Here is a 22,565-nt window from a genome sequence, read left to right on the forward strand (position 1 = left end):
GTCTTTATCCTTTCACACGAATAAAGAGAGGGTCGCCGGGTTTATAGGCTTCCTCATCAACGTTTGAGGGTTGCAGGCCAAGCATGGGGCCAATGCGGTCTACAACTTTTTTAATAACAGGGGCTGCAACCCAGCCCGCAGTGGCATAACCAAATGTCTTTTTATTGCCAACGGGTTCATCCACCATGGCAAGTACGGCATATTTTGGATTTTCCATCGGGAAAACAGCGGCAAAGGATGAAATGCGCGAACGGCGGTTATAGGTGCCGTTTTGTTGCTTATCCGCTGTGCCCGTTTTTCCGCCTACACGATAGAATTTAGAATTGGCTTTTTTACCGGAGCCTTGCAAGACCACAAGACGCATGAGTTTGCGCATCTGATCTGAGGTCGCTTTAGAAATTACGCGCTGGCCCTCAATGCGGTCTTCCTCATTTTCCAGCTTTAACAATGTCGGTTGATGTAACAAGCCACCATTGGCAACCGCGCCCACTGCACTGGTGAGTTGCAGCGGGGTAATGGCAATGCCGTGACCATAAGCAATGGTCATGGTGTTGGCCTTGCGCCATGTGGCGGGATAAAGCGGTGCGCCCACTTCAGGGATTTCCAGTGAAGACGCATTGAGCAGGCCGAAACGCCCAAGATAATCACGTTGTAGGCGCGTGCCAGCTTGTACGGCAATTTGGGCTGAGCCGATATTGGAAGAGAAAACCAGAATTTCAGGGACGCTTAAATGACGGTTTTTGGCATGGAAGTCCCGAATTTGGAAGCGACCGATTTTTAACGGCTTGGTCGCATCAAAGCTATCTTTTAGATTAACCACACCGCTATCAAGGGCCATGGCTGTGTTAAACAGCTTGAAGATGGAGCCCATTTCATAAACGCCTTTTGTGGCGCGGTTAAAGCTGGTGTTATCTTTTAATGAACTGGTGTTGTTGGGGTCAAAGTCTGGCAAAGAGACGAGCGAGAGAAGCTCCCCTGTTTGAATGTCCATAACCACACCGGCCCCGCCGATGGCTTTAAATTCATCAATGGCATCTTGCAAGGCATTGCGCATCACCGATTGGACACGCACATCAATAGCAAGGTCTAACGTGCCGCCCGGGCTTGTCAGTTGATGGTTAAAGCTTTTTTCAATTCCTGAAATGCCGCGACCATCCACATCAGTAAAACCAAGAACATGGGCCATTGTCGGGCCGTGTGGATAGGTGCGACGTTCTTCGCGCTGGTAATCTAGACCGGGAATGCCAAGCTGGTTGACTTGGTGTTTCTGGTTAGGCGTTAAGGTGCGTACCAGATAATCAAAACGCTTACCTGAGTTTAGCTTTTTAACGGTCTTGCCGATGCTGAGTTCTGGTAAGATACGGGCAAGTTTGATAGCGGCTTCTGTTGGGTCTTCTCCCGCATTTAAAAAGGCTTTTGAATCCACAATCAGGGAGTCTGTGGGTAAAGAAGTGGCGATTAAAACACCGTTGCGATCAACGATATTTGCGCGCACCGCATCGACATTTTCACTTTCAGGGCTGTGAACCAGCTTGGGTTCTTGATGACCACTAAGCAGAGAAAGGTCAACCACGCGACCTGCCAAAACAACAAACAGCACAGCAAAAATCGCACCAGCAACAAGCGTGCGGTTATGCCCTGTATCAATAGCGCGTTTATTGCGCAGTTGCTTGACCCTAGCCCCCCTAAGTTCCATGTGCTATCGCTCCACCTTTGTCGGTTGAACTTTAGGATCAGGCGTTAGAACCTGCTTATCAAACATATCCATATTGATGAGTTGCTCACCGCGCATTTCCTCAAGCCCGAGGTAGCGCTTAGCAAGGTCTTCCAAGCGGCTTGGATCGTTTAGGTAGCTCCATTCCGCTTTTAAGATATGGATGGTTTCTTGTTCTTGCAAAATCTCTTTGTTAAGGGCGCGTAGCTCTTTTTCCAAGGCATCGACCTGATAAGTGATGCGAAAGACACCAATGGAAAGAACAATGGCTAAAACGACAGTAAGGGCGATGGTCAAACGTGTCATGCGGCCTCTCCTGTCCAAGTTGGCGCTTCTGTGCGCAAGCCCGCGCGCAGTTTTGAAGAGCGTGCGCGTGGGTTTTCACGGCATTCTTCCTCACTTGGTGCAACCGGTTTGCGGTTGATGATTTTAAAGGTTGCTTGCGGGCCCGTATCACCGCCATCAGGCATGTAACGGTTGGTGCGTGCATTACCGCCACTGCGCTCTTTGAAGAATTTTTTCACAATGCGATCTTCCAAGGAATGGAAGGTCACCACAACCAGACGACCACCGGGCAAAAGCAGCTCTTCAGCAGCTGCCAAGCCACGCATCAACTCACCTAATTCATCATTTACATAAATGCGCAAACCTTGAAAAGTGCGTGTAGCGGGATCAATCTTGTCTTTGGCTTGCCACACAACAGAGCGCACAATTTTTGCCAATTGGCCTGTGGTGGTGATTTTTTCTTCACGGCGCGCTTCAACAATGGCTTTTGCCACGCGGCGCGAATGACGCTCTTCACCATATTTATAAATGATGTCAGCGAGTTCTTTTTCTTCGTAAGTATTCACCACGTCGGCTGCGCTTTCCCCGCTTTGGGCCATGCGCATATCAAGGGGGCCATCTTCGCGAAATGAAAAACCGCGATCAGCCTCATCGATCTGAAAGGAAGAGACTCCTATATCCAGAACGACGGCGTTCACCTTTTGATTCACAAGGGCCGCCATGTCGCCATAGCAGCCCTCAAACATTTCCAGCCGGTTATCCAGCGTTTTGGATAAGGCTTTTCCCCGCTCAATTGCATCGGGGTCGCGATCAATGCCAAAGACCCGGCAACGTGCACCGTCCAGTATGGCTTTGGTGTAGCCGCCACCACCAAAAGTGCCATCAATGATGATGTCATCATCTTGAGGGGCCACGGCTTCAACAATTTCTTTTAAAAGGACAGGGATGTGACCACTCATGTTTCATCTCCCTTTACTTTTATCTTTAAAGTGCGTTTGGCTGCTTTTGCACGGCTGAAGGCTTCTTTAGCATGGGCTTCATAAGCATTTGGTTCCCAAATGAAAATCTCGCGCCCCCGCCCGACAAACAGGGCTTGGTCTGTAATACCGGCATGTTCAAGAAGCTCTTGAGGGATAATCACACGGCCTTCCGTATCAAAAGAAAGCTGGTTGGCGTTTTCTAAAATAACAGCTGCTAAATCGTCTTGATCATCAGAGAAAAAGTCGGTTTCAGCAGTCAGGCTGTCAGATAAAAGGGTCATGAACTCTTCGCCGCAAGCGGCAATCGCGGGGAATTTAAAGGATGGGTAGGCATACATCCCGCGAAAAGATTGGGTCTCAAAAGACGCGCGGAAAGGCTTAGGAACGGAAGTGCGCCCCTTTTTATCTATTTTATTTAGATGCCTTCCGACAAACAGTGCCATGGTGGCTTATGCCTATATCTAATAAGAGTTCCAAACCATTCCCATTGAAAAATACTGCGCTTATCGGTTAGAAACCGAGGTTGTGCGGGAAAGACCATTGTTAACGGATGGGCTGACCCTATTATTCGATGGGATAATATGGGATACCATGGGATTTAATGGGAGGTCAACGCAAAATGATGGGAAAAGCCGCAGAAAATAAGGGGCTATAGGAAGGCTTAAAACAATATCTAGGGTAAAGAAATTATATTAGCACTATATATGGGCGCAGGCATTCCTGCTTATATGTATAACCTTTAGAAAAAGTGAACGAGATCAAAGGTTTCTTATGGTTTGCTCAAAAAGTGGCAAAAGTATTAGAAAAAAGAAGCTCGAGAGCTTGGGTTTAAAGCTGTCCTTTTTATGAGCGGGAGAAGTAGGAGCGAGCAACTCATTTTAAGCTGAAGAAATGAAGCCTTTGCATGGATTCTATTTTCTCAAGATAGGAAGTTATTTCTTGCCTTGACCTCTTGGATTAAATGTTCGACTATCAAACAAAATCAAGAGTGGGAGAAAGTATCTATGCTTTCAGGTAAGACAGCAATTGTAACGGGTTCAACAAGCGGGATCGGTTTGGGCATTGCCACATCATTGTGTGAGCAAAATTGTAATGTGGTCATTAATGGGCGCAAGCAGACAGAACAGACAGATAAAATCTGTGCGGACCTAGATAAGTTGGGTTCGGGCAAAGTGCTGTTCCAAGCCGCTGACCTCTCGAAGCTTGACCATATTGAAACCATGATGAGTAATACCAAGCAGGAATTTGGTAGTGTTGATATTGTGGTGAATAATGCCGGTATGCAGCATGTTTCACCCATTGAAGATTTTGACCCTGAAAAATGGGACCTACTGCTTTCCCTTAACCTAAGCGCCGCTTTTCATGTGATGCGTTTGGCTTTGCCTGATATGAAGGCGAAGAATTGGGGCCGTGTGATCAATGTCTCATCTGCTCATGGGCAGGTGGCTTCGGTGAATAAATCGGCCTATGTGGCGAGCAAACATGGCTTGATCGGTCTAACCAAGGTCTGCGCTTTGGAAACGGCTGAAACAGGTATTACGGCCAATACGATTTGCCCGGGCTGGGTGCGCACGCCGCTTGTGGAAGACCAAATTGTAATGCGCGCTGATAAATCAGGACGCACGGTTGAAGAAGAGGCAAAAGATCTTTTGTCTGAAAAACAACCCTCAAAAGAGTTTGTCACACCCAAGCAGCTTGGCGATACGGCGGTTTATCTTTGTTCAGATGCGGCAAGTCAGATGACAGGCACAACCCTGACATTGGATGGCGGCTGGACAGCGCAATAAGAAAAGCAAAACACCATTCCTGAGTAAGTTCGGGAATGGTGTGCGTTTTATTTCTTGGAGAATTCCAGTAAATCCTGAATGAAACGTTCCGGCTGTTTGAGGTGCGGGGAATGGTCCGCATCTTCATATAAATGGAGCGTACTATCGCCAATGGAATTATGGACAAATTCAGCTGTTGATTTGCCGTAATAATTGCTCTTTTCCCCATAGATTAGCAGGGTGGGGATTTTAAGCTCAGTGAGCAGCGTGCGAAAATCAGATTCAGTAAGCTCTTTCCAAATCTCGATTAGCGGCTTTGGGTCGTAGGCTTTTAAGAGGTTACGTGTCGCCTTAATGCCTTTGGTATCTTCGGCATATTTTTTACGTGTGGCATGGTTATGACCAAAAGCGGCGAGTTTAAGCACGCATTCTGAAAAATCTTCCTGCATGGAAAACATGAAAATACGGTTGTCGCGCTCGTTAAAGCGCCCGTAAATACCATATTCCCATGTGTCATCGGTGACCAGTTTTGGCGTCTGGTCAATGATGCCGATTTTGGAAACATTATCCTGACCGTATTTTTCCAGATACTTCCACATGATAAAGGCGCCCATGGAATGGCCGACGATCATGGGTTTTACCAGATTGTTTTCGCTGATGAGATCATTGAGGTCATCTGCCAAATGCTCCAGCGTGTAGGGCGGCTTTGAGGTGAGTTGTGAGCGACCGTGCCCACGTGCATCCCATGCATAAACCGTAAAGTGTTTTGAAAGTTCGGGCATGAGTTTTGCCCATTCCAAGTGAGAACCGCACCAGCTGTGCAGCAGGATCAGGGCTGGGCCTTGACCTTGGATATTAAGAAAAAGCTGATTGCCGATATTCGTTGGAAACATATTTTCGGTCTATCTCGATGTTTTCATGTTTGTTAAGAGCTATTTAAAACACATTTTGAGATAAATGCATCAAGATTTCCAATAAATTTATAAAAGAAATTAAGTCAGGTGGTCTGTAAGCCGGGTTCTGTCCCCCTGCAAAAGCAGGATAGATGATCATTCGTCTGGGACATTTGTTGCCAAATGCCTCGCGCGACACACCCGGATGCGTGATGTGAATATACATCTGCGGCCCGTTTAATCCGCCGTCCATCCCTATTCGGTCTTGCTCCCGGTGGGGTTTACCGTGCCCCTCCTATTGCTAGGCGGGCGGTGCGCTCTTACCGCACCCTTTCACCCTTACCACACGTTACGCCGAAGCTTGTGTGGAGGTTTGCTTTCTGTGGCACTTTCCCTAAGGTCACCCTCGCCGGACGTTATCCGGCACCGTATATCCATGAAGCCCGGACTTTCCTCCCTCAAGCCGTTACCAGCAAAAGAGCGATCATCCAACCACCTGACAGGTTTGACTTAAGGCCGATTATACTGAGGGTCAAGCTTTAAGAAGGTTTTCAGGGCGAAAATGGCGATTAAAGGCTGTTAAGGCTGCTTGCCAATCTGTGATGTCATAGCCAAATTCAGCAAGTGTTTCTTGGCTGGCTTCACCTTCAAATTCACCAATGCCGATGCCTTCATGGGCAAGCAACTCCCAGGGAAAGAGTTCGCCCGGGTCCATCTTGCGTGTGGGGGCCACATCACTATGGCCGATGATATTGCGTGGCTCAATCATGTGGCGCGAAAGGATACTTTTGCAAAGCGTAATAACAGCCATGATTTGCGCCTCAGGAAAAGGGCGGTATCCCCATTCATGACCGGGATTCACAATCTCAATGCCAATTGAGCGCGCATTGATGTTTGTATGTCCACGCCAAAAAGCCACACCAGCGTGCCAAGCGCGTTTATCCTCGCTAACCAGTTGAAAGATCGAGCCGTCTTCTTCCACCATATAATGCGCACTGACTTCAGCAGCAGGATCACACATACGCTCAAGCGCTTTGGCGCCTGTTTTCATGCCTGTGTAATGCAGAATCAGCATATCGATAGGTAGATCAATAGGGCGGTCATCAAAATTTGGCGAGGGGGATTGGGTGATATCCATCATTGATATTGGTCCCATGGTGGTATTGGACTGAGCTTTTCAAGCAGGTAATCTATAAAGACACGAAGTTTGGGCGTAACATAGCGATTTTGTGGGTAGAGCGCCCAGAAAAACACACGCGAAGGCGGCTCAAAATCGCGCAAAATTTCAACTAACTCCCCATTTTTAAGTTTTTCACCCGCTAATAATGTGGCAAGGCGGGCAATGCCAAGGCCTTGTAAGGCGGCATAATGGTGGGCCTCACCATTGTTGCTGACGAAGCTGCCTTTCACCTTATAAATTTTTTGCCCCGGGCAATTTATAAAGGGCCAGTCATTGAGATAGGCAGGCTCGTTATATGTAATGCAGTTGTGATCAAGCAGCTCTTGGGGTGCTTGGGGCTCGCCATATTTTTCAATATAAAGCGGGGAGGTATAGACAATGCGGCGCAATTTACAGATTTTGCGTGCTATCATGGTGGAATCATAAAGCTCCTCGCCAATGCGCAAGGCCACATCATCATTTGTATCCATTAAATCCACGCGGGTATCAGTCAGGTTCATCTCCACATTAATCTCAGGATAGCGTTCGCGAAATTCAACCAGTAAGGGGGCGATACGTCTGGCCCCCATCACAACTGGGGCATTAACCCGCAAGGTCCCTTTTGGCGCATCGCGCATGCCGCCGACTTCACTTTCCGCATTTTCAATTTCAGACAGGATACGCTGGCAATGATCCAGATAACGCGCACCAGCTTCTGTCAGGTTAAGTTTGCGTGTGGTGCGGTTTAAAAGACGCACGCCAAGGCGGTCTTCAAGTGCGCTGATTTGTTTGCTAATGGCTGAGGGGGTGAGGTGAAGGTGGCGGGCCGCAGCAGAGAAACTACCGTCCTTTACGGCCTGAGCAAAAATATACATTTGGCTTTCTTTGCTCATGGGCGGGGACCTTATCTGTGCCTAAAATTCACAAGTGATGTGAAAATATACTATATTATCATTTTTATGGAAAAGAAATATCTTCTTCTTCAAGGAAATAAACAATCCAAGAAAAACACTTTAGGAGAAGACCTATGCAAGATTATATGATTTTAGAAGCTCAGCCTTTGACGCAGCAAGATATCGACAAGGCCATGGCACGTGCACATGTTCTGCGTTCTGAAGCGACATGGACCTTCTTTTCTACATTGCGCAGCTGGGTCTCTAAACAGTTACATTTGAATGTCTCAGGCAGCTCTAAACTGGCTCATTCTTAAATAAAACACAGGTAAACCTCCCAAGACCTGTTGTTTTATCTTTGAAACAAAAGACGTCCCCGAAAAATCCCTTTGTGCTTCCTCCCAGGTGCAAGGGGGTTTTTTTATTTCATCAACCCAATGAGAGTTTCTTCCAGCTTTGCAACGGTCATGGGTTTGGAAATAAAACCGTTCATGCCAGCTTTAAGGCAATTTTCCTCATCATGTTTTGTCGCATTGGCGGTGAGTGCCACGATGGGGGTTTCGTTTTCGTAAAGGTTTAGTTTGCGAATGGATTGGGTGGCTTCAATACCATCCATTTCCGGCATTTGCATATCCATCAAGATCAGGTCATATGTCGTTTGTTGATACTGTGAAACGGCCTCTTTACCATCATTGGCAAGGTCAACTTTATGACCGAGTTTTTCAAGATAGCCTTTCGCCACCTTCTGATTAATGATGTTGTCTTCTGCCACTAAAATATGGAAGGAACGCATGATCTTTTGGGGTTCGGTTTCTTTTTTATGGGCAATGGCTTTTGAAGAATGAAGCTCAAGCGGGACCTCAAACCAAAAGACACTGCCTTCACCCTCTTGGCTGTTGACCCCAATGGTGCCTTCAAGGGCGTTGGTGAGCTTTTTACAAATGGCGAGCCCAAGGCCTGTACCGCCATATTTGCGCGACGTTGAGGCATCAACTTGAGTAAAGCTATCAAAAAGATGGAGCTGTTTTTCAGCTGCAATACCAATGCCGTTATCATGCACCTCAAAGCGCATGGTATTTCCTTGGCCCGTTGGGAATACTTTCAAGGCAATTTGACCTTGTGGTGCAAATTTCACCGCATTGCCCATTAAATTGACCAGCACCTGAGAAATACGCCCGCTATCACTGAGGTAAATATTAGGAGATTCCTCATAATCACGCTCAATCGTGGTTTTGGCTTCTTTGGCCTTAAAATCCATCATGCGACAAATGCTGTTACACAGGTCGGTTAAGTTAAACGGGATTTTCTCAATTTCCATATGGCCCGCATCAAGCTTTGAGAAATCTAAGATATCGTTGATAACGTTCAGTAAGATATCACCAGACTCGTGGATTGTATGGGTGATGGCATGTTGTTCTGGATTTAAATCCGTATCCATTAACAAACCTGTCATGCCGATAATGCCATTTAGCGGCGTGCGGATTTCATGGCTCATGGTGGCGAGGAACTGGGCCTTGGCATCGGCTGCATTTTCAGCCGCATTTTTGGCACTGACCAGTTCTTTTTGAGCTTGGCGGCGCTCAATACCGATGCTGAGAACATCGCCGATGCGAAGCAGGAAGTTGGTGTCATGCTCATCAACGCCAACCCCGGGGTGGAGATACATGGTCAACACCCCCAACAATTTATCCTGTTCCATCAAAGGCATGGTGAAATGCCCATGATCTTTCATCCCTTTGGGATGGTTATCATGGTCGTCATCCACATGGGTGCTGATCATTTCTTTTTTCTGGTTGGCCACTTTACCGCACAGGCAGGTGCCATAGCTCACCGTATTACAGATGCTTTTTAAATCTTCATTGACCCCTTTGGCATAGACCATATTTAAGGTCTCTGTTTCTTCATCAGCTAAAAAGACCACGCCTTTTTGTTGAATGCGAAACAGCGGCATGTCTTCGAGCAGGATATCTAAAGACTGATGGAGATAGTCTTTTGTGGAAAGCTCGGTGACGGTCAACTGAAGGAGTTTTTCCAACAGACTTTCTTCTTCAGCGGTTCTTTTGGCAAGGGCAACGGCTGCCTTTAGTTCTTCTTCGGTTTTTTTCTTATCTGTAATATCTTCTTTAATGGCGATAAAATTAATTGTCTCGCCCTCATCGTCTTTGACCGGGCTGATAAAGGCGCTTTCCCAAAAAAGGGAGCCGTCTTTTTTCTTATTATGAAATTCGCCATGCCAATCGTTTCCTGCAAGTAGGGTTTCCCAAAGGGCTTTATATTCTTCAGGTTTTGTTTTTCCCGTTTGCAGGAATTTGGGGCTGCGCCCGATGATTTCGTCTAGAGTGTATCCTGTCAGGCTTTGAAAGCTCGGGTTTACATATTCAATCGTGCCGTTCAGGGCTGTGATCATAATGGAATAGGGGCTTTGTTCCATAGCTTGGGAAAGCTTGATCTGTTGTAGCCTCATTTCTTTAAGGCGCTCGGTTTCTGCATTAAGTTTGGTCATGGACTGGAAATAATAGCCCGCCAGTGTGGAGGCTATGGCCAGTGAGGTCAGCATGAGAGAGCCCAGTGAGACAATCACACCCAGCAAGGTTGCATCCATGGCCTCTTCAATGGGGACATCACACACATCAGGATAAAAATGCGCAGCAGACATGGCAACATAATGCATGCCGGAAACCGCAAATCCCATGAAAAGGGCGCTTACAATGGTGCGGTGTTTCGCAAGGTTACAAACCGTCGATTTTTCAAGAAAGATATGGGAGGACAGGGACACAATAGCCAATACCACAGCCGTCACGATGGAGGCTGCAAAAAGCCATGGGTCATAATATATGGCGGCATCCATCAACATAGCCGCCATGCCCATATAATGCATCAAACCAATGCCTGCCCCCATGATCACCCCACAACAGAGCAAGCGCGAGACATTGAATTTTTCACGGCTGATCGACCAAAGGGTGACAAAGCTTGCGATAATGGCAGGGATGATGGACAGGATTGTTAAGGTGGTGTCATAAGCCACCCTGACATCCATATGAAAGGCCAGCATGCCGACAAAATGCATGGACCAGACACCGCCGCCCATGACAATGGAGCCTGCTAAATACCAGACCAGTCGACTATTGGGATTATCGGTAACTTGAATACGTTTTGAAATGCCAAAAGTGGCATAAGCTGCCAGCACCGCCAAAGTGAGGGAGGTTAGGACAAGCTTTGCATCATAGCTTCCGTTTATCACGGACTCAGTGAGCAAATTTTGACTTTCAAACTGTATAAAACGATCTAGCACGGCAGTACGACATTTTAATGTTATTTATCATCAATATATCATAAATAACGCAAATAGCTGCAATGTGGATTTACATAGGTCAAAAAAGTACGAGAAAAAATAGACCTTTAGAACCGTTCAGACACCCAAATGGCGAATTTGGAGCCAGTTTTGATCGCTTTACTCAGGATTGAATAGCCCGGCGCGTCTTGTGCGCCATGTTCATAACCGATATCGCGGTGTTCAAGCTCTTCTTCACGGAATTTTTCAAAAGTTTCTTTTAAACCAGGCTCCGAATCGCCTAATTCTTTAATTTGATCGGCGTAATGTCCATCAATGGTTTCTTCAACCGCCACCGTACAGGCCATTGCGGCTTTTTCCCCTAAAAGGGCGGTGCCGGCACCTAAGGCAAAGCCAGCCGCGTGCCAGATGGGGGTCAAGATGGTGGGGCGCACACGCCGTTTGGCGGCCATTTTATTAAAGGTATCCAGATGGACTTCTTCTTGTTCCAACATATGTTGGAGGAGTTCTTTTTTATCCCCGCGCCCTAAAACAGCTATCTGTCCTTTATAAATGCGAACAGCCCCATATTCACCGGCTTGGTCCACGCGAACCATACGGTCAATCATTTCCTCATGGTTGAGGTCACCGGGCATATGTCCTTTAGGGCTTGTCATGTTGCTTCTCAACTTACGTCTTAGCGGGAATGTTCTTTTAGTTTACGGATGATCAGCAGGCTCGTAAAGCTGCTTAGTGCCAAAAATAGGCTGCCCAGCGTATTATAAACCGTGACAGACAGGCCTAGCATGACCCAATCCTTGCTATCACATGGTTTCAAGGGTTCTGCCATGATGGAGGCTTTGAGGTCATCAAGGCTCATATTAAGGTCTTGCGCCCCGCTACAGCTAGCCGCCCACCATTGTTCTTCCACGCCAAAATGATAAAAAGCGATGGAGGCCCCGCTCATAAAGGCAATAGCACATCCAAGAAGCGCTGCCTGCTGGGTAAAACCACCGGGTTTGGAAACGATGGCAAATAAGGCAAACAGGCCCGCCGCCACATAAGGGATACGCTGATAAAGGCATAAAATGCAGGGATCAATACCAAGGCCGTATTCCACAAAGAAGGCAGTGCCAAGGGCGATCAGGCAGACAATAAAGATAAACAGGCCGGGCAGTTTCGGGTTTTGGGAGATCCGTTCAATCAGGTAAGTCATATCAGTGCCATAACTTAATGAGAGCAAAACCACCTGCTAGCAGCAGGACGAAAATAAGCGTAAGTTTGCCTAAGTGCTTTTCGATAAATTCACGAATTGGCTCACCAAATTTCCACAAGAGGGCTGCGACAAGGAAAAAGCGCAAACCCCGCCCAACGAGTGAGGTCAGGGCAAAGGAGGTTACATCCATCTGGGTGACGCCACTGGCAATGGTAAAGAGCTTATAAGGAATGGGGGAGAAGCCCGCAGAAAAGACGATAAGCACACCATGTTCGTTATAAAGTTCTTTCACCGCATCGAATTTCTCAACCGCATGGTAGAATTCCAAGACAGGTTGACCAAGGGCCTCAAAGAAGCCATAGCCAATGCCATAGCCTGCGATTCCCCCTAAAACAGAAGAGAGCGTGCAGACAAAAGCGATTTTCCACGCCTGATCTCTTGCTGCCAAGACCATGGGGATCAAAAGAATGTCTGGGGGAATGGGAAAGAAAGAGCTTTCGGCAAAAGAGATAAGAGCCAGAATCATAAGGGCATGGCGATGTGCCGCAAGTCCCATTGTCCAGTCATAAAGTCGTTGTAACACGTGCATATTGATCCTGTTCTTTGCGCGCTGTTTAGAAGGGCTATTTAACGCAGGGGCCGTTCTGAGACAATGTTTATGAGCGATAAAGATGAAAAAAATGTGTCAAAGGCACTTTACATCCTAATTTTGTGTGTGCTAAACGACTGCTCACCAACTCAGACAGCTCTTTGTGAGCGTCAAAGGATTGGGAGAGGGCTTATCCCCTCCAAACAGAATTTAAGATCGTTTAACTCTTTTGTTTTGAACGATTTATACTCCTTGAATTCCGTATAGTGCGCTTAAGCGTGATGTATAGTTTCAAGGCTCGCAAAAAACATCTTGCGAACCTTGAGTTCAGGAATTACAAGGAGGTAACCGAGCCTATGAAGGACACCGAGGCGGTGTGATGGAATTGGTAGACGTGAGGGATTCAAAATCCCTTGTCCTTACGGACGTGCCGGTTCGACTCCGGCCACCGCTACCACTCTTCAAGTCCTTTGTATGGCTCGGTTTTTTATTGCCTATATCCCATCAGTATTAAAATATTCCCTGTAGACTTTATAGTTGGACTGTACTGCCCTGCAAACGGTTGGCGCAAAATCCTATAATGTCGCCTCATCATCCATCCTCTAAGCATAAAGGGTTAGTGAGGGGGTAAGGCCATACTTCTAATGGTTAATATCAATTTTGTGAGCTTTGTGTTAAGCTTCTGATATAAAGTGATGATTGTAATAATATTTCGTTTTAAGACTCTATTTTTTACAAATATGTTGCAATGCCATATAATTTTGGTTACAAAAATAGCAACGATAACGAAGACCAAAAAAACAAAGCGTCTAGGAGATCACGATGGACCCCCAAATGGTATGGGACATGATGGATGAATGTGATGCCCAAGTGGATAGCCACGCGGCACCTTCTGCATCTGCGGAGCCCGAAGTCGAGAGTGAAGTTGTTGAAGAGAAACCTGCCAAGAAAGCCGCAACGGGCTGGATGGGCTTTCCGGTCTATGGCATGAAGTAACAAGCGTTTCTTTTTTTCGTGTATTTTAACCCCGCATCTTTATGATCTGCGGGGTTTTGTTTTTTTAAGGTAGGTAAAATGCTCGCATCGCGTTGGGTTGAACGGTTTGCACCGCTTGTGAAAGAAAGCGCATCTGTGCTGGACCTCGCCTGTGGGGGCGGGCGTCATGGGCGCTTGTTTTTAAAGGCAGGCCATCAGGTTCGCTTTGTTGATAAGAATATTGAGGCCGTGGGCGATCTATCAGGTAAATCAGGTGCACAAATCACGCAAATGGATTTGGAAGATGGCAAAGACTGGCCCTTTGCCCCCGATTCCTTTGATGCCATTGTGGTGACCAATTATCTCTATCGCGCCCATTTAGGCGCTATGCTCACCAGCTTAAAACAAGATGGCGTGTTGATTTATGAGACATTTGGTCTGGGCAATGACCAGTTTGGCCGCCCGCGCAGCCCCGATTTTCTGTTAAAACCGGGGGAGCTGCTTAAGCTGGTTGAAGGCCAGTTACAAGTCGTGGCCTATGAACAAGGCATTGAGGGCGAAAAGGTCGTGCAACGCATTTGCGCGATAAAGGCACAAGGCCCGCAATCCTTGCAAAGCCTATTGTAAAAACGGGTTGCTGCGTCTTTCATCACCAAAGGTGGAAAGTCCGCCGTGACCGGGGATAAAGACCACATCATCACCCAAGGGGAAGAGTTTGGTCTTAATGGCATTGATCAAATCGTCATGATTGCCTTTGGGGAAATCCGTGCGCCCGATGGAGCCTTGGAAAAGAACATCACCCACAATGGCAACCCGTGATGTTTGATCAAAAAACACCACATGGCCCGGCGTGTGGCCCGGACAGTGCAATACTTCCAGGGTTACATTGCCAAAGCTGACCGTATCACCATCATTGAGCCAGCGAGTCGGCGTGAAGTCTTCCGTATCGGGAAAGCCAAATTGCACGCATTGGTCAGCCAACTGGTCAATCCAAAAATCATCATCTTTATGCGGGCCTTCAATGGGGAGGTCATGGTTGCTTGCCAGTTCAGCAACACCGCCCACATGATCAAGGTGACCGTGGGTGCAGAGAATTTTCTCTAAAGTCACCCCTTCGTTTTTAACCGCTTCAAGAATCGTTGCCACGTCCCCGCCCGGGTCTACAAGGCAGCCTTTCATAGTGTCTTCACACCAGATAAGAGAACAGTTCTGGGCGAAAGGGGTAACAGGGATGAGTGTAGCTTTCATGGCGCGACCGATTAATTTATCTTCAAAAAATGATGTATGTGGGCGCAGTATGTAAACTGGGTTGACGAAAGTCAACGAAACAGAGAGATAATCTAGCCATAACCAAGCGAAATATGGTGAATTAGAGAGAATAAGAGAAAATCCCATGACACGTGTCTTTTTAGATGTTGGCGAGCCTGTAAAAACATATAACGGCCCGGCGCTTTTTTCATCAGGTCATCGGGTGTTCTTTCTGTTTACGGCCCTCTCGGCAGTTCTCTTTCTTGGCCTGTGGATTGCCGCCTATGTGGGGCAACTTGAAATCTCCTCCTTTTGGCATGGTCATGAAATGGTGTTTGGGTTTAGTGCTGCGGCCATCAGCGGTTTTCTCATGGCGGCGGTGCCAAAATGGACAAATACGGAAAACTTCCAAGGCAATAAAGTCATTTTCCTTGCCGCAATCTGGCTGCTTGGGCGCATTGGGTTTTCATTGGCAGAGCTCAATGAGGAACTGTTCTTTCTCGCCTGGTTTGACTTACTCTACCTGCCCTTGATCGCCCTTGAAATCACCCGACGGCTTGTGGGCTCAGGTAATAAGCGCAACTATATTGTTGGGGTTATTTTGTTTTCTTTCTTTGCTTGTAATGTGGTCTGGCATTTTTGGGATGAGCCAACGGCGGTGCGCGCCGGTGTCTATGTGATTGTCGCCATTGCCACTTTGATCAGTGGGCGTGTGATCCCTGCCTTCACACAAAATGCCTTGAAGCTGAAATACCAAAGTGAAATCACCTGTCACACACCGCAATGGACCCATTTAACAGCCGTGATTCTGGTCCTCGCAACAGCTGTGTTAACTCTGCTGGATGCACCTTCCTTGTTAAGCGGGAGTGTTGCTGGGCTTGCTGCAGTGGTTTTATTTTATCGCATGCTGGGCTGGCATAGTTTGCACACCCTTGATAACCCAATTGTTTGGGTGCTCCATGCGGCTTATATCTGGCTTCCCATTGGCTTTGCTCTAAAAGCTTTAACGGATTTTTCCCTTTGGTCAGATGCAAATTCAGCCCTTCATGCGCTCACAACAGGGGGGATTGGTCTGTTGATTTTGGCTGTGGCCTCGCGCGCAGCACTGGGCCATTCCGGCCGACCATTGGTGGCATCGCTTTTGACGGTACTGTCTTATATGTTGGTTTTTATGGCAACTGCCATGCGCACCTTTGCCATGGGCGAAAGCTGGGTGATTGCCTCAGGTGGCTTATGGGTGCTGGGCTTTCTGCTCTTTGCCATTGTTTATGCACCAATTTTGATCAAGCCACGCATTGATGGGCTACCGGGTTAGGGCGTTTGCTCATAAACCATCTAAGTATTAGTTGCGATTGAAAGTTATTAGGTGAGGCTTCATAGTCACTATTCGCAAGTTAAGTGGAGAAGAATGTGACTTACAGCCCCCTTGCCATGGTTATGCGGGTGTTTATCCCCTTTGCCTTTGGCTATTTCCTATCTTACCTCTATCGGGTGGTCAATGCGGTGATTGCACCGGATTTGGTCGCCGATTTGGGCTTGGGGCCGGATGTGTTGGGCTTGTTGACCGCGTCTTATTTCCTCACCTTTGCCGCTTTTCAAATCCCCTTAGGGGTGTTGCTGGATAAATATGGTCCACGCATTGTTGAAGCCGCCTTATTGATCTTTGCCGCCATGGGGGCTGTGCTTTTTGCTGTGGCGCAAGATAGTGCAACACTTATTGCCGGGCGTGCGCTTATTGGCTTTGGGGTTTCAGCTTGTTTGATGGCGTCTTTTAAGGCTTTTACGGTTTTTTATGAGGCATCGAAACTGCCGCTCGTTAATGGGTTTATCATGGCGGCTGGTGGGTTGGGCGCGGTTGCAGGCACAGCACCGACTGAACTTGTGGTGCAGGAATTTGGCTGGCGTGGTGGTTTTTGGGGTTTGGCAGTTCTCACACTTGTTTGTGCCTTGGTTGTTTTTGTGCTGGTGCCGCCGACTAAGCGACCAGAACATAAAACCACCCTGCAAGAGCAATTGGCTGGTGTGTATGAAGTTTTCACCAGTTCCTTTTTCTGGCGCATTGCCCCCATCACCATGATGTCCCAAGCCACCTTTATTTCTATTCAAAGCCTGTGGGTTGGCCCGTGGCAGCGCGATATTGCCGGTTTGGAAAGAGGCGATGTGGCCAATACGCTTTTCTGGCTCGCCGTTGCCATGGTGGTTGGCTTTTTGGGGCTTGGGGCGTTGAGTGAGCGCTTGGGCAGGCGGGGGATCAAAACATCCCATGTGGCCGGGCTCTGTATGTTTATCTTCATGTGCTGTCAGGTGGCGGTGATTATGGAATGGGCGGTGGACTACCCACTTTTCTGGATTGGCTTTAGCTTTTTTGGCACAGCGGGCATTTTACAATATGCTGTCCTATCCCAACATTTCCCCACCCATTTGGCTGGACGGGTCAATACGGCGATAAATCTTTTGGTTTTTATCACCATCTTTATTTTACAATCTGTGAGCGGCTGGGTGATCAACCTCTGGCCTGTGGCAGAGAGTGGTGCTTATGCGCAAGAGGCCTATAAAGCGGCCTTTGGTATGTTCTTGGCTTTACAGGTTGTGAGCTATATTTGGTTCATTCTACCAAGGAAAGAGTCATAATTTTCTTTAAAAAGTGACTCTTTTCTGCCATAAGCAGGCGCAAGTTTACCCCTTCATATTTGTAGAAAGAAGAGAGTGCCATGATCCCGCGTTATTCCCGCAAAGAAATGACCGATATTTGGGAACCAGCTAACAAGTTCCGTATCTGGTTTGAAATTGAAGCCCACGCTTTGACCAAAATGGAAGAGCTCAATGTTGTTCCTGAAGGCACAGCCAAAGTGGTGTGGGATAAAGGCAACAAGGAATATACGCCAGAACGTATCGCACGCATTGACGAGATCGAAATGGAAGTCAAACACGACGTGATCGCGTTTTTGACAGAGCTTTCTGAAAATGTTGGTGCTGAAGCGCGCTTTGTTCACCAGGGCATGACCTCTTCTGACGTTTTAGATACCTGTCTTGGTGTGCAGATGATGCAGGCCGCAGACCTTCTGCTTAAAGACATGGACCGTTTACTCGCAGCGCTGAAAACACGTGCTGAAGAAACCAAATATATGGTTTGTATCGGTCGCTCTCACGGTATTCATGCTGAGCCTGTGACCATGGGTCTGAAGTTTGCGCGTTTTTATGCAGAGATGAAACGTAACCGTGAGCGTCTGGTCAATGCCCGTGAAGAAATTGCCACTTGTGCCATTTCCGGTGCGGTTGGGACATTTGCCAATGTTGACCCCCGTGTTGAAGAATATGTGGCTGAACAGATGGGCCTGAGCCCAGAGCCGATCTCTACCCAAGTGATCCCACGTGATCGCCATGCAAACTATTTCTGCGTTTTGGGTATGATTGCCTCTTCAATGGAAAATATTGCCATTGAAATTCGCCATATGCAGCGCACAGAGGTGCGTGAAGCACAGGAATATTTCGCACCGGGCCAAAAAGGCTCAAGTGCGATGCCACACAAACGCAACCCGATCCTGACTGAAAACCTCACAGGTCTGGCCCGTGCGGTGCGTATGTCTGTAACACCTGCTTTGGAAAATGTTGCCTTGTGGCACGAGCGTGATATCTCACACTCTTCTGTTGAGCGTATGATCGGTCCTGATGCCACAGTGACCCTTGATTTTGCTTTGGGCCGTTTGGCAGGCACCATTGAGAAACTGGTTGTCTATCCACAAAATATGTTGGATCACATGAATAACTTCGGTGGGGTGCATGATGCACAGCGCGTTTTGTTGTTCTTGACACAAAATAACGTCTCGCGTGAAGACAGCTACCGTATCGTGCAACGCAACGCTATGCGTGTGTGGAAATCCTACGGCATTGACCCGGATAACCCAGATGGTGAAGTTGTGATGGATGAGACGGAAAAAGAAGCACAGAACCACGATAACCGCTTGTTCTTCTTCCTGTCTAAAGACGAAGGTCTGACAGAGCATTTGACGGTTGATCAGCTTAAAACGCTTCTGGATGAAGATTCCATCAGCTATCACACAAAACGTGTTGATGTGATCTTTGATCGTGTGTTTGCGTAAAGCATCGTTTGATACAAATAAAGAAAAGGCTGCCTTTGGGGATCAAGGGCAGTCTTTTTTTATTTCAGATAGAATAAAGCGGGCGGGCCTTGGTTACAATTTTTCATTTATTGTCAGCTTTTGCTCAATTGGGTATAAGGCACGGGTTATTAGGACTGTTTATGCTGAATAGGGCGTTTTTTCATGACAACTCTGCCAAAACCATCACAAAAACCGGATAATCCAAATTTTTCTTCCGGGCCATGTTCAAAACGTCCCGGCTATGATTTATCTGCCCTAAAGGATGCGCCGCTTGGTCGCTCCCACCGCGCTAAGATCGGTAAGGAAAAACTTGGCGAGGTGATTGAACGTACCAAGGCCGTTTTGGGCATTCCAGCGGACTATCGGGTGGCAATTGTGCCGGCCTCTGATACGGGCGCGGTTGAAATGTCGCTCTGGTCGCTGCTTGGGGCGCGCGGTGTGGATATGCTGGCGTGGGAAAGCTTTGGTAAAGGCTGGGTCAATGATGTGCAAAACCAGCTAAAGCTGAATGACGTGCGTGTGCTGGATGCGCCCTATGGAGAGTTGCCGGATTTAGCCCAAGTTGATTTCAGCCGTGATGTTGTCTTTACATGGAATGGCACCACATCAGGGGTGCGTGTGCCAAATGGGGATTGGATTGAGGATCAGCGCGAAGGGCTGACAATCGTGGATGCGACCTCGGCTGTTTTTGCCATGGATATTCCTTGGGAAAAAGTCGATGTGCTGACCTATAGCTGGCAAAAAGTCATGGGTGGTGAAGGTGCGCATGGCATGTTGGTCTTATCACCACGCGCGGTGGAGCGTCTGGAAAGCTATACACCTGCTTGGCCTTTGCCGAAAATTTTCCGCATGACCAAGGGCGGAAAATTGATTGAAGGTATCTTTACGGGCGCGACCATTAACACGCCCTCCATGTTATGTGTGGAAGATGCCTTGGATGGATTAAAATGGGCTAAAAGCCTTGGCGGCCTTTCAGGTTTGATCAAGCGTTCGCAAGATAATCTGGCTGTGATGCAGGAGTGGGTCGCAAAAACCGCTGGTGTTGAGTTTCTTGCCAAAAATGCTGAAACACGGTCCAGTACGTCTGTCTGTTTAAAAATTACAGCGGATTGGTTTGTAGCCCTTAGCGAAGAAGACCAAGCCAAGGCGGCAAAGCGTGTGGTTGCTTTGCTCGATGAGCAAGAAGCCGCCTATGATATTGGTGCTTATAAAGAAGCACCTGTGGGCTTGCGCATTTGGTGTGGGGCAACGGTGGAAGCATCTGATTTAAAACTGCTCACGCCATGGATCGATTGGGCCTTGGCAGAAGTCTCCAAGGAGTTTTAAGTCCCGCTGCCTTGTTGCGTTGCGGCAACTGATTTCCTTGTTTGAAGCATGTGAAAAGCATACTCTTTTAAGTCGTTAAGGTGGCTTTAAAAGGGAAATGGCAATGAAACATGTGATCTTGGGGGCAGGCCCGTGCGGGGTTGTAGCCGCAGAAACACTGCGCAAAAACGATCCTGACTGTGAAATCGTTCTGGTTGGTGATGAACCAGAGCCCCCTTATTCACGCATGGCGATCCCTTATTTGCTGGTCGGTAATATTGAAGAACAGGGCACCCATATTAAACGCTCTGATGATTTTTATCGCGATCATAAGATCAGTTTGCGCCAAAATAAGGCCATATCCGTTGATGCCAAGGCCAAGAGTGTCACCTTGTGTAATGGTGATGTGGAACCTTATGACAAGCTTCTGGTTGCCACAGGTTCACGTCCGGTAAAACCACCTATTGACGGTTTAGACCAGCCCGGTGTTCATCATTGCTGGACCTTGGAAGATGCCCGCAAGATCATTGAGCTGGCCCATAAAGGTGCCCATGTGGTGTTGCTTGGGGCAGGGTTTATCGGCTGTATTATTTTAGAGGCTTTGGCCCTGCGCAATGTGAAATTGACCGTTGTTGAAATGGGTGATCGTATGGTGCCACGCATGTTGGATGATAACGCGGGTACAATGTTGAAAGATTGGTGCCAGTTTAAAGGGGTGTCAGTACATACCAACACCAAAATCACCAAGCTGGAACCCAACACAGGCGTTGATGAAGATACCTTGCTGGTTGATCTGGATAATGGGCATCAAATCCCTGCTCATCTGGTTGTGGTCGCCGCTGGGGTTCAGCCCAATGTGGACTTTTTGAAAGATACAGGGCTGGAGATGGAAGCGGGTATTCTGATTGATCGCAATATGCAGTCTTCTGTGCCTGACATTTATGGCGCAGGCGATGTGGCTCAAGGCTTAGACTTTTCAACAGGCGGGCGCTCTGTCCATGCTATCCAACCCACAGCTACAGAACATGGACGTATTGCAGCGCTTAATATGACAGGGGTTGAGGCCGCTTATCAGGGCTCACTGGTGATGAATGTGCTTATACATTGGGCCTGATTTCATCATCCTTTGGCCAATGGCAAGGTGTTGATGGGGGCGAGCAGGCTATTTCACTAGATAAAGGCAGCTATCGTTATGTGCGGTTGGAATTTGACGGTGATATTTTAGTGGGTGCACAAGTGGTTGGGGGTACCAACCATGTGGGTGTGTTGCGTGGCCTTATTCAAAGCCGGGTAAAACTGGGGAGCTGGAAAGAGGCCTTGATGAAAGATCCGACCCGTTTTATGGAAGCTTATCTTGCCTCTATTGCTTAATTACGGGTGACTTTTGCCGTAAACATATAACCGCGATTGCGTACCGTTTTAATAAATTTCGGTGTTTTGGGGTCGCTTTCGATTTTTTTGCGCAGACGTGTAATTTGCACATCAATGCTGCGATCAAAAGCTGGCGTGTTATCGCCATGCACCAGATCAAGAAGCTGGTCGCGTGATAGAATGCGGTTTGGATGTTCAATAAAGGCCTGAAGCAGATTGAACTCACTGTTGGAAAGCTGTGGGTGCAAGCCATTTGGTCCTGTGATTTCAAGGGAAGAAAGATCGACTTTCCAGCCTTCAAACACAAAGAACATGTCAGAACGGTCAGTCTCAATATTGGGGGCACTGACGTCATTGGGCACACAGGGTTGGGTGCGTCGAATGATACTGCGCACACGTGCGAGCAATTCGCGTGGCTCAAACGGTTTGCCAAGATAGTCATCAGCACCAACTTCAAGGCCAATGATGCGCTCGGTTGTCTCGCCCCGTCCGCTTAAAATGATAATGCCCGCTGCACTGCGGCTTTTAATCTCACGTGTGAGCGATAGCCCATCCATATCTGGCAGGCCAAGGTCGACAACACACAGATCAACAGGAGTGTCGGCAATGATGTTAAGGGCAGCCTGACCGGAAGATGTAATTGTTGTCGCAAATTCAGCATCTTCAAGACAAGCAGCCACCACATCAGCAACAGCCGGGTCATCTTCTACAATCAGTATGTGTCGAACATCGTTCATACTTTTAAAGCACTCAACCTTTGAAATATTATGAAATAATAT

The 22,565-nt window shown here is 47.6% G+C and carries 23 protein-coding genes, 1 tRNA gene and 1 other RNA gene; 11 read left to right on the top strand and 14 right to left on the bottom strand.

The features are described 5' to 3' along the window. Positions 1-4 precede the first annotated feature (4 nt). The 4 genes from MTBPR1_RS13010 to MTBPR1_RS13025 are packed head-to-tail and all read right to left on the bottom strand — an operon-like array spanning position 5 to position 3,422. On the bottom strand, positions 5-1,696 hold the full coding sequence (locus MTBPR1_RS13010) for a peptidoglycan D,D-transpeptidase FtsI family protein (protein WP_069189446.1): 1,692 nt from the start codon (positions 1,694-1,696) through the stop codon (positions 5-7). Between the two features lie 3 nt (positions 1,697-1,699). Further along, a complete protein-coding gene (gene ftsL / locus MTBPR1_RS13015) occupies positions 1,700-2,020 on the bottom strand; it encodes a cell division protein FtsL (RefSeq protein WP_069189447.1) in 321 nt (106 codons plus the stop codon). Next, complete coding sequence (gene rsmH / locus MTBPR1_RS13020; protein ID WP_069189448.1) at positions 2,017-2,958, bottom strand: 16S rRNA (cytosine(1402)-N(4))-methyltransferase RsmH; 942 nt, start codon at positions 2,956-2,958, stop codon at positions 2,017-2,019. The genes ftsL and rsmH overlap by 4 nt, the downstream gene beginning before the upstream one ends. Beyond that, on the bottom strand, positions 2,955-3,422 hold the full coding sequence (locus tag MTBPR1_RS13025) for a division/cell wall cluster transcriptional repressor MraZ (protein ID WP_069189449.1): 468 nt from the start codon (positions 3,420-3,422) through the stop codon (positions 2,955-2,957). The genes rsmH and MTBPR1_RS13025 overlap by 4 nt, the downstream gene beginning before the upstream one ends. Before the next feature lie 561 nt (positions 3,423-3,983). On the opposite strand from MTBPR1_RS13025, the gene MTBPR1_RS13030 reads away from it, so the two are divergent. After that, positions 3,984-4,766, top strand: a complete 783-nt coding sequence (locus tag MTBPR1_RS13030; protein ID WP_069189450.1) for a 3-hydroxybutyrate dehydrogenase — start codon at positions 3,984-3,986, stop codon at positions 4,764-4,766. A 47-nt stretch (positions 4,767-4,813) separates the two neighbouring features. Here the strand turns inward: MTBPR1_RS13030 and MTBPR1_RS13035 are convergent, their stop codons facing one another. From MTBPR1_RS13035 to MTBPR1_RS13050, 4 genes are all read right to left on the bottom strand, one after another. Beyond that, positions 4,814-5,638 (bottom strand): alpha/beta fold hydrolase, encoded by an 825-nt coding sequence (locus tag MTBPR1_RS13035; protein WP_069189451.1) that lies wholly within the window; start codon positions 5,636-5,638, stop codon positions 4,814-4,816. A gap of 100 nt (positions 5,639-5,738) precedes the next feature. Then, positions 5,739-6,138: RNase P RNA component class A (rnpB, locus tag MTBPR1_RS13040), an RNA gene on the bottom strand. 32 nt (positions 6,139-6,170) lie between these two features. After that, complete coding sequence (locus MTBPR1_RS13045; protein WP_069189452.1) at positions 6,171-6,779, bottom strand: N-acetylmuramoyl-L-alanine amidase; 609 nt, start codon at positions 6,777-6,779, stop codon at positions 6,171-6,173. Beyond that, a complete protein-coding gene (locus MTBPR1_RS13050; protein ID WP_069189453.1) occupies positions 6,776-7,690 on the bottom strand; it encodes a LysR family transcriptional regulator in 915 nt (304 codons plus the stop codon). The genes MTBPR1_RS13045 and MTBPR1_RS13050 overlap by 4 nt, the downstream gene beginning before the upstream one ends. A 134-nt stretch (positions 7,691-7,824) precedes the next feature. Between MTBPR1_RS13050 and MTBPR1_RS13055 the strand changes: the two genes are divergently transcribed. Then, positions 7,825-8,007 (top strand): RSP_7527 family protein, encoded by a 183-nt coding sequence (locus MTBPR1_RS13055; RefSeq protein WP_069189454.1) that lies wholly within the window; start codon positions 7,825-7,827, stop codon positions 8,005-8,007. Positions 8,008-8,111: 104 nt separating this feature from the next. Here MTBPR1_RS13055 and MTBPR1_RS13060 read toward each other — a convergent pair whose 3' ends face one another. The 4 genes from MTBPR1_RS13060 to MTBPR1_RS13075 form a co-directional block, all read right to left on the bottom strand. Then, on the bottom strand, positions 8,112-10,931 hold the full coding sequence (locus MTBPR1_RS13060) for an MHYT domain-containing protein (protein WP_126465235.1): 2,820 nt from the start codon (positions 10,929-10,931) through the stop codon (positions 8,112-8,114). A 158-nt stretch (positions 10,932-11,089) separates the two neighbouring features. Further along, positions 11,090-11,638: a demethoxyubiquinone hydroxylase family protein gene (locus tag MTBPR1_RS13065; protein WP_069189456.1), complete on the bottom strand. Its 549-nt coding sequence runs from the start codon at positions 11,636-11,638 to the stop codon at positions 11,090-11,092. Positions 11,639-11,658: 20 nt separating this feature from the next. Beyond that, positions 11,659-12,177, bottom strand: a complete 519-nt coding sequence (locus MTBPR1_RS13070; protein WP_083223082.1) for a disulfide bond formation protein B — start codon at positions 12,175-12,177, stop codon at positions 11,659-11,661. Position 12,178: 1 nt separating this feature from the next. Beyond that, a complete protein-coding gene (locus tag MTBPR1_RS13075) occupies positions 12,179-12,766 on the bottom strand; it encodes a YqaA family protein (protein WP_338031290.1) in 588 nt (195 codons plus the stop codon). A 370-nt stretch (positions 12,767-13,136) separates the two neighbouring features. On the opposite strand from MTBPR1_RS13075, the gene MTBPR1_RS13080 reads away from it, so the two are divergent. The 3 genes from MTBPR1_RS13080 (at position 13,137) to MTBPR1_RS13085 (ending at position 14,368) form a co-directional block, all read left to right on the top strand. Next, a tRNA-Leu gene (locus MTBPR1_RS13080) sits at positions 13,137-13,223 on the top strand. A gap of 365 nt (positions 13,224-13,588) precedes the next feature. Continuing rightward, positions 13,589-13,762: a hypothetical protein gene (locus tag MTBPR1_RS18165; protein WP_165602673.1), complete on the top strand. Its 174-nt coding sequence runs from the start codon at positions 13,589-13,591 to the stop codon at positions 13,760-13,762. A 78-nt stretch (positions 13,763-13,840) separates the two neighbouring features. Then, positions 13,841-14,368 carry a class I SAM-dependent methyltransferase gene (locus tag MTBPR1_RS13085; protein WP_069189457.1) on the top strand — a complete coding sequence of 176 codons (528 nt, stop codon included), beginning with the start codon at positions 13,841-13,843 and terminating at the stop codon, positions 14,366-14,368. Here MTBPR1_RS13085 and MTBPR1_RS13090 read toward each other — a convergent pair. Beyond that, complete coding sequence (locus MTBPR1_RS13090) at positions 14,360-15,136, bottom strand: MBL fold metallo-hydrolase (protein ID WP_420808127.1); 777 nt, start codon at positions 15,134-15,136, stop codon at positions 14,360-14,362. The two genes, MTBPR1_RS13085 and MTBPR1_RS13090, sit on opposite strands and share 9 nt — an antisense overlap. Between MTBPR1_RS13090 and MTBPR1_RS13095 the strand changes: the two genes are divergently transcribed. The 6 genes from MTBPR1_RS13095 to MTBPR1_RS18330 all read left to right on the top strand — a co-directional run bounded on the left by MTBPR1_RS13095 (position 15,135) and on the right by MTBPR1_RS18330 (position 21,786). Then, positions 15,135-16,304: an NnrS family protein gene (locus MTBPR1_RS13095; protein WP_069189458.1), complete on the top strand. Its 1,170-nt coding sequence runs from the start codon at positions 15,135-15,137 to the stop codon at positions 16,302-16,304. The genes MTBPR1_RS13090 and MTBPR1_RS13095 overlap by 2 nt on opposite strands. Before the next feature lie 95 nt (positions 16,305-16,399). Then, positions 16,400-17,620: an MFS transporter gene (locus MTBPR1_RS13100; protein ID WP_240492903.1), complete on the top strand. Its 1,221-nt coding sequence runs from the start codon at positions 16,400-16,402 to the stop codon at positions 17,618-17,620. An 80-nt stretch (positions 17,621-17,700) separates the two neighbouring features. Further along, positions 17,701-19,089, top strand: a complete 1,389-nt coding sequence (gene purB / locus MTBPR1_RS13105) for an adenylosuccinate lyase (RefSeq protein WP_069189460.1) — start codon at positions 17,701-17,703, stop codon at positions 19,087-19,089. A 183-nt stretch (positions 19,090-19,272) separates the two neighbouring features. Next, the gene (locus MTBPR1_RS13110) at positions 19,273-20,436 is read left to right on the top strand and encodes a phosphoserine transaminase (protein ID WP_069189461.1); all 1,164 of its coding nucleotides are present in this window, start codon (positions 19,273-19,275) and stop codon (positions 20,434-20,436) included. A 103-nt stretch (positions 20,437-20,539) separates the two neighbouring features. Further along, complete coding sequence (locus MTBPR1_RS13115) at positions 20,540-21,529, top strand: NAD(P)/FAD-dependent oxidoreductase (protein WP_240492905.1); 990 nt, start codon at positions 20,540-20,542, stop codon at positions 21,527-21,529. Continuing rightward, on the top strand, positions 21,520-21,786 hold the full coding sequence (locus MTBPR1_RS18330) for a hypothetical protein (protein ID WP_240492906.1): 267 nt from the start codon (positions 21,520-21,522) through the stop codon (positions 21,784-21,786). The genes MTBPR1_RS13115 and MTBPR1_RS18330 overlap by 10 nt, the downstream gene beginning before the upstream one ends. Here the strand turns inward: MTBPR1_RS18330 and MTBPR1_RS13120 are convergent. Then, positions 21,783-22,523, bottom strand: a complete 741-nt coding sequence (locus MTBPR1_RS13120; protein WP_069189462.1) for a response regulator transcription factor — start codon at positions 22,521-22,523, stop codon at positions 21,783-21,785. The two genes, MTBPR1_RS18330 and MTBPR1_RS13120, sit on opposite strands and share 4 nt — an antisense overlap. Positions 22,524-22,565 lie beyond the last annotated feature (42 nt).

Source organism: Candidatus Terasakiella magnetica (assembly GCF_900093605.1).
GTDB classification, from domain to species: Bacteria; Pseudomonadota; Alphaproteobacteria; order Rhodospirillales; family Terasakiellaceae; genus Terasakiella; species Terasakiella magnetica.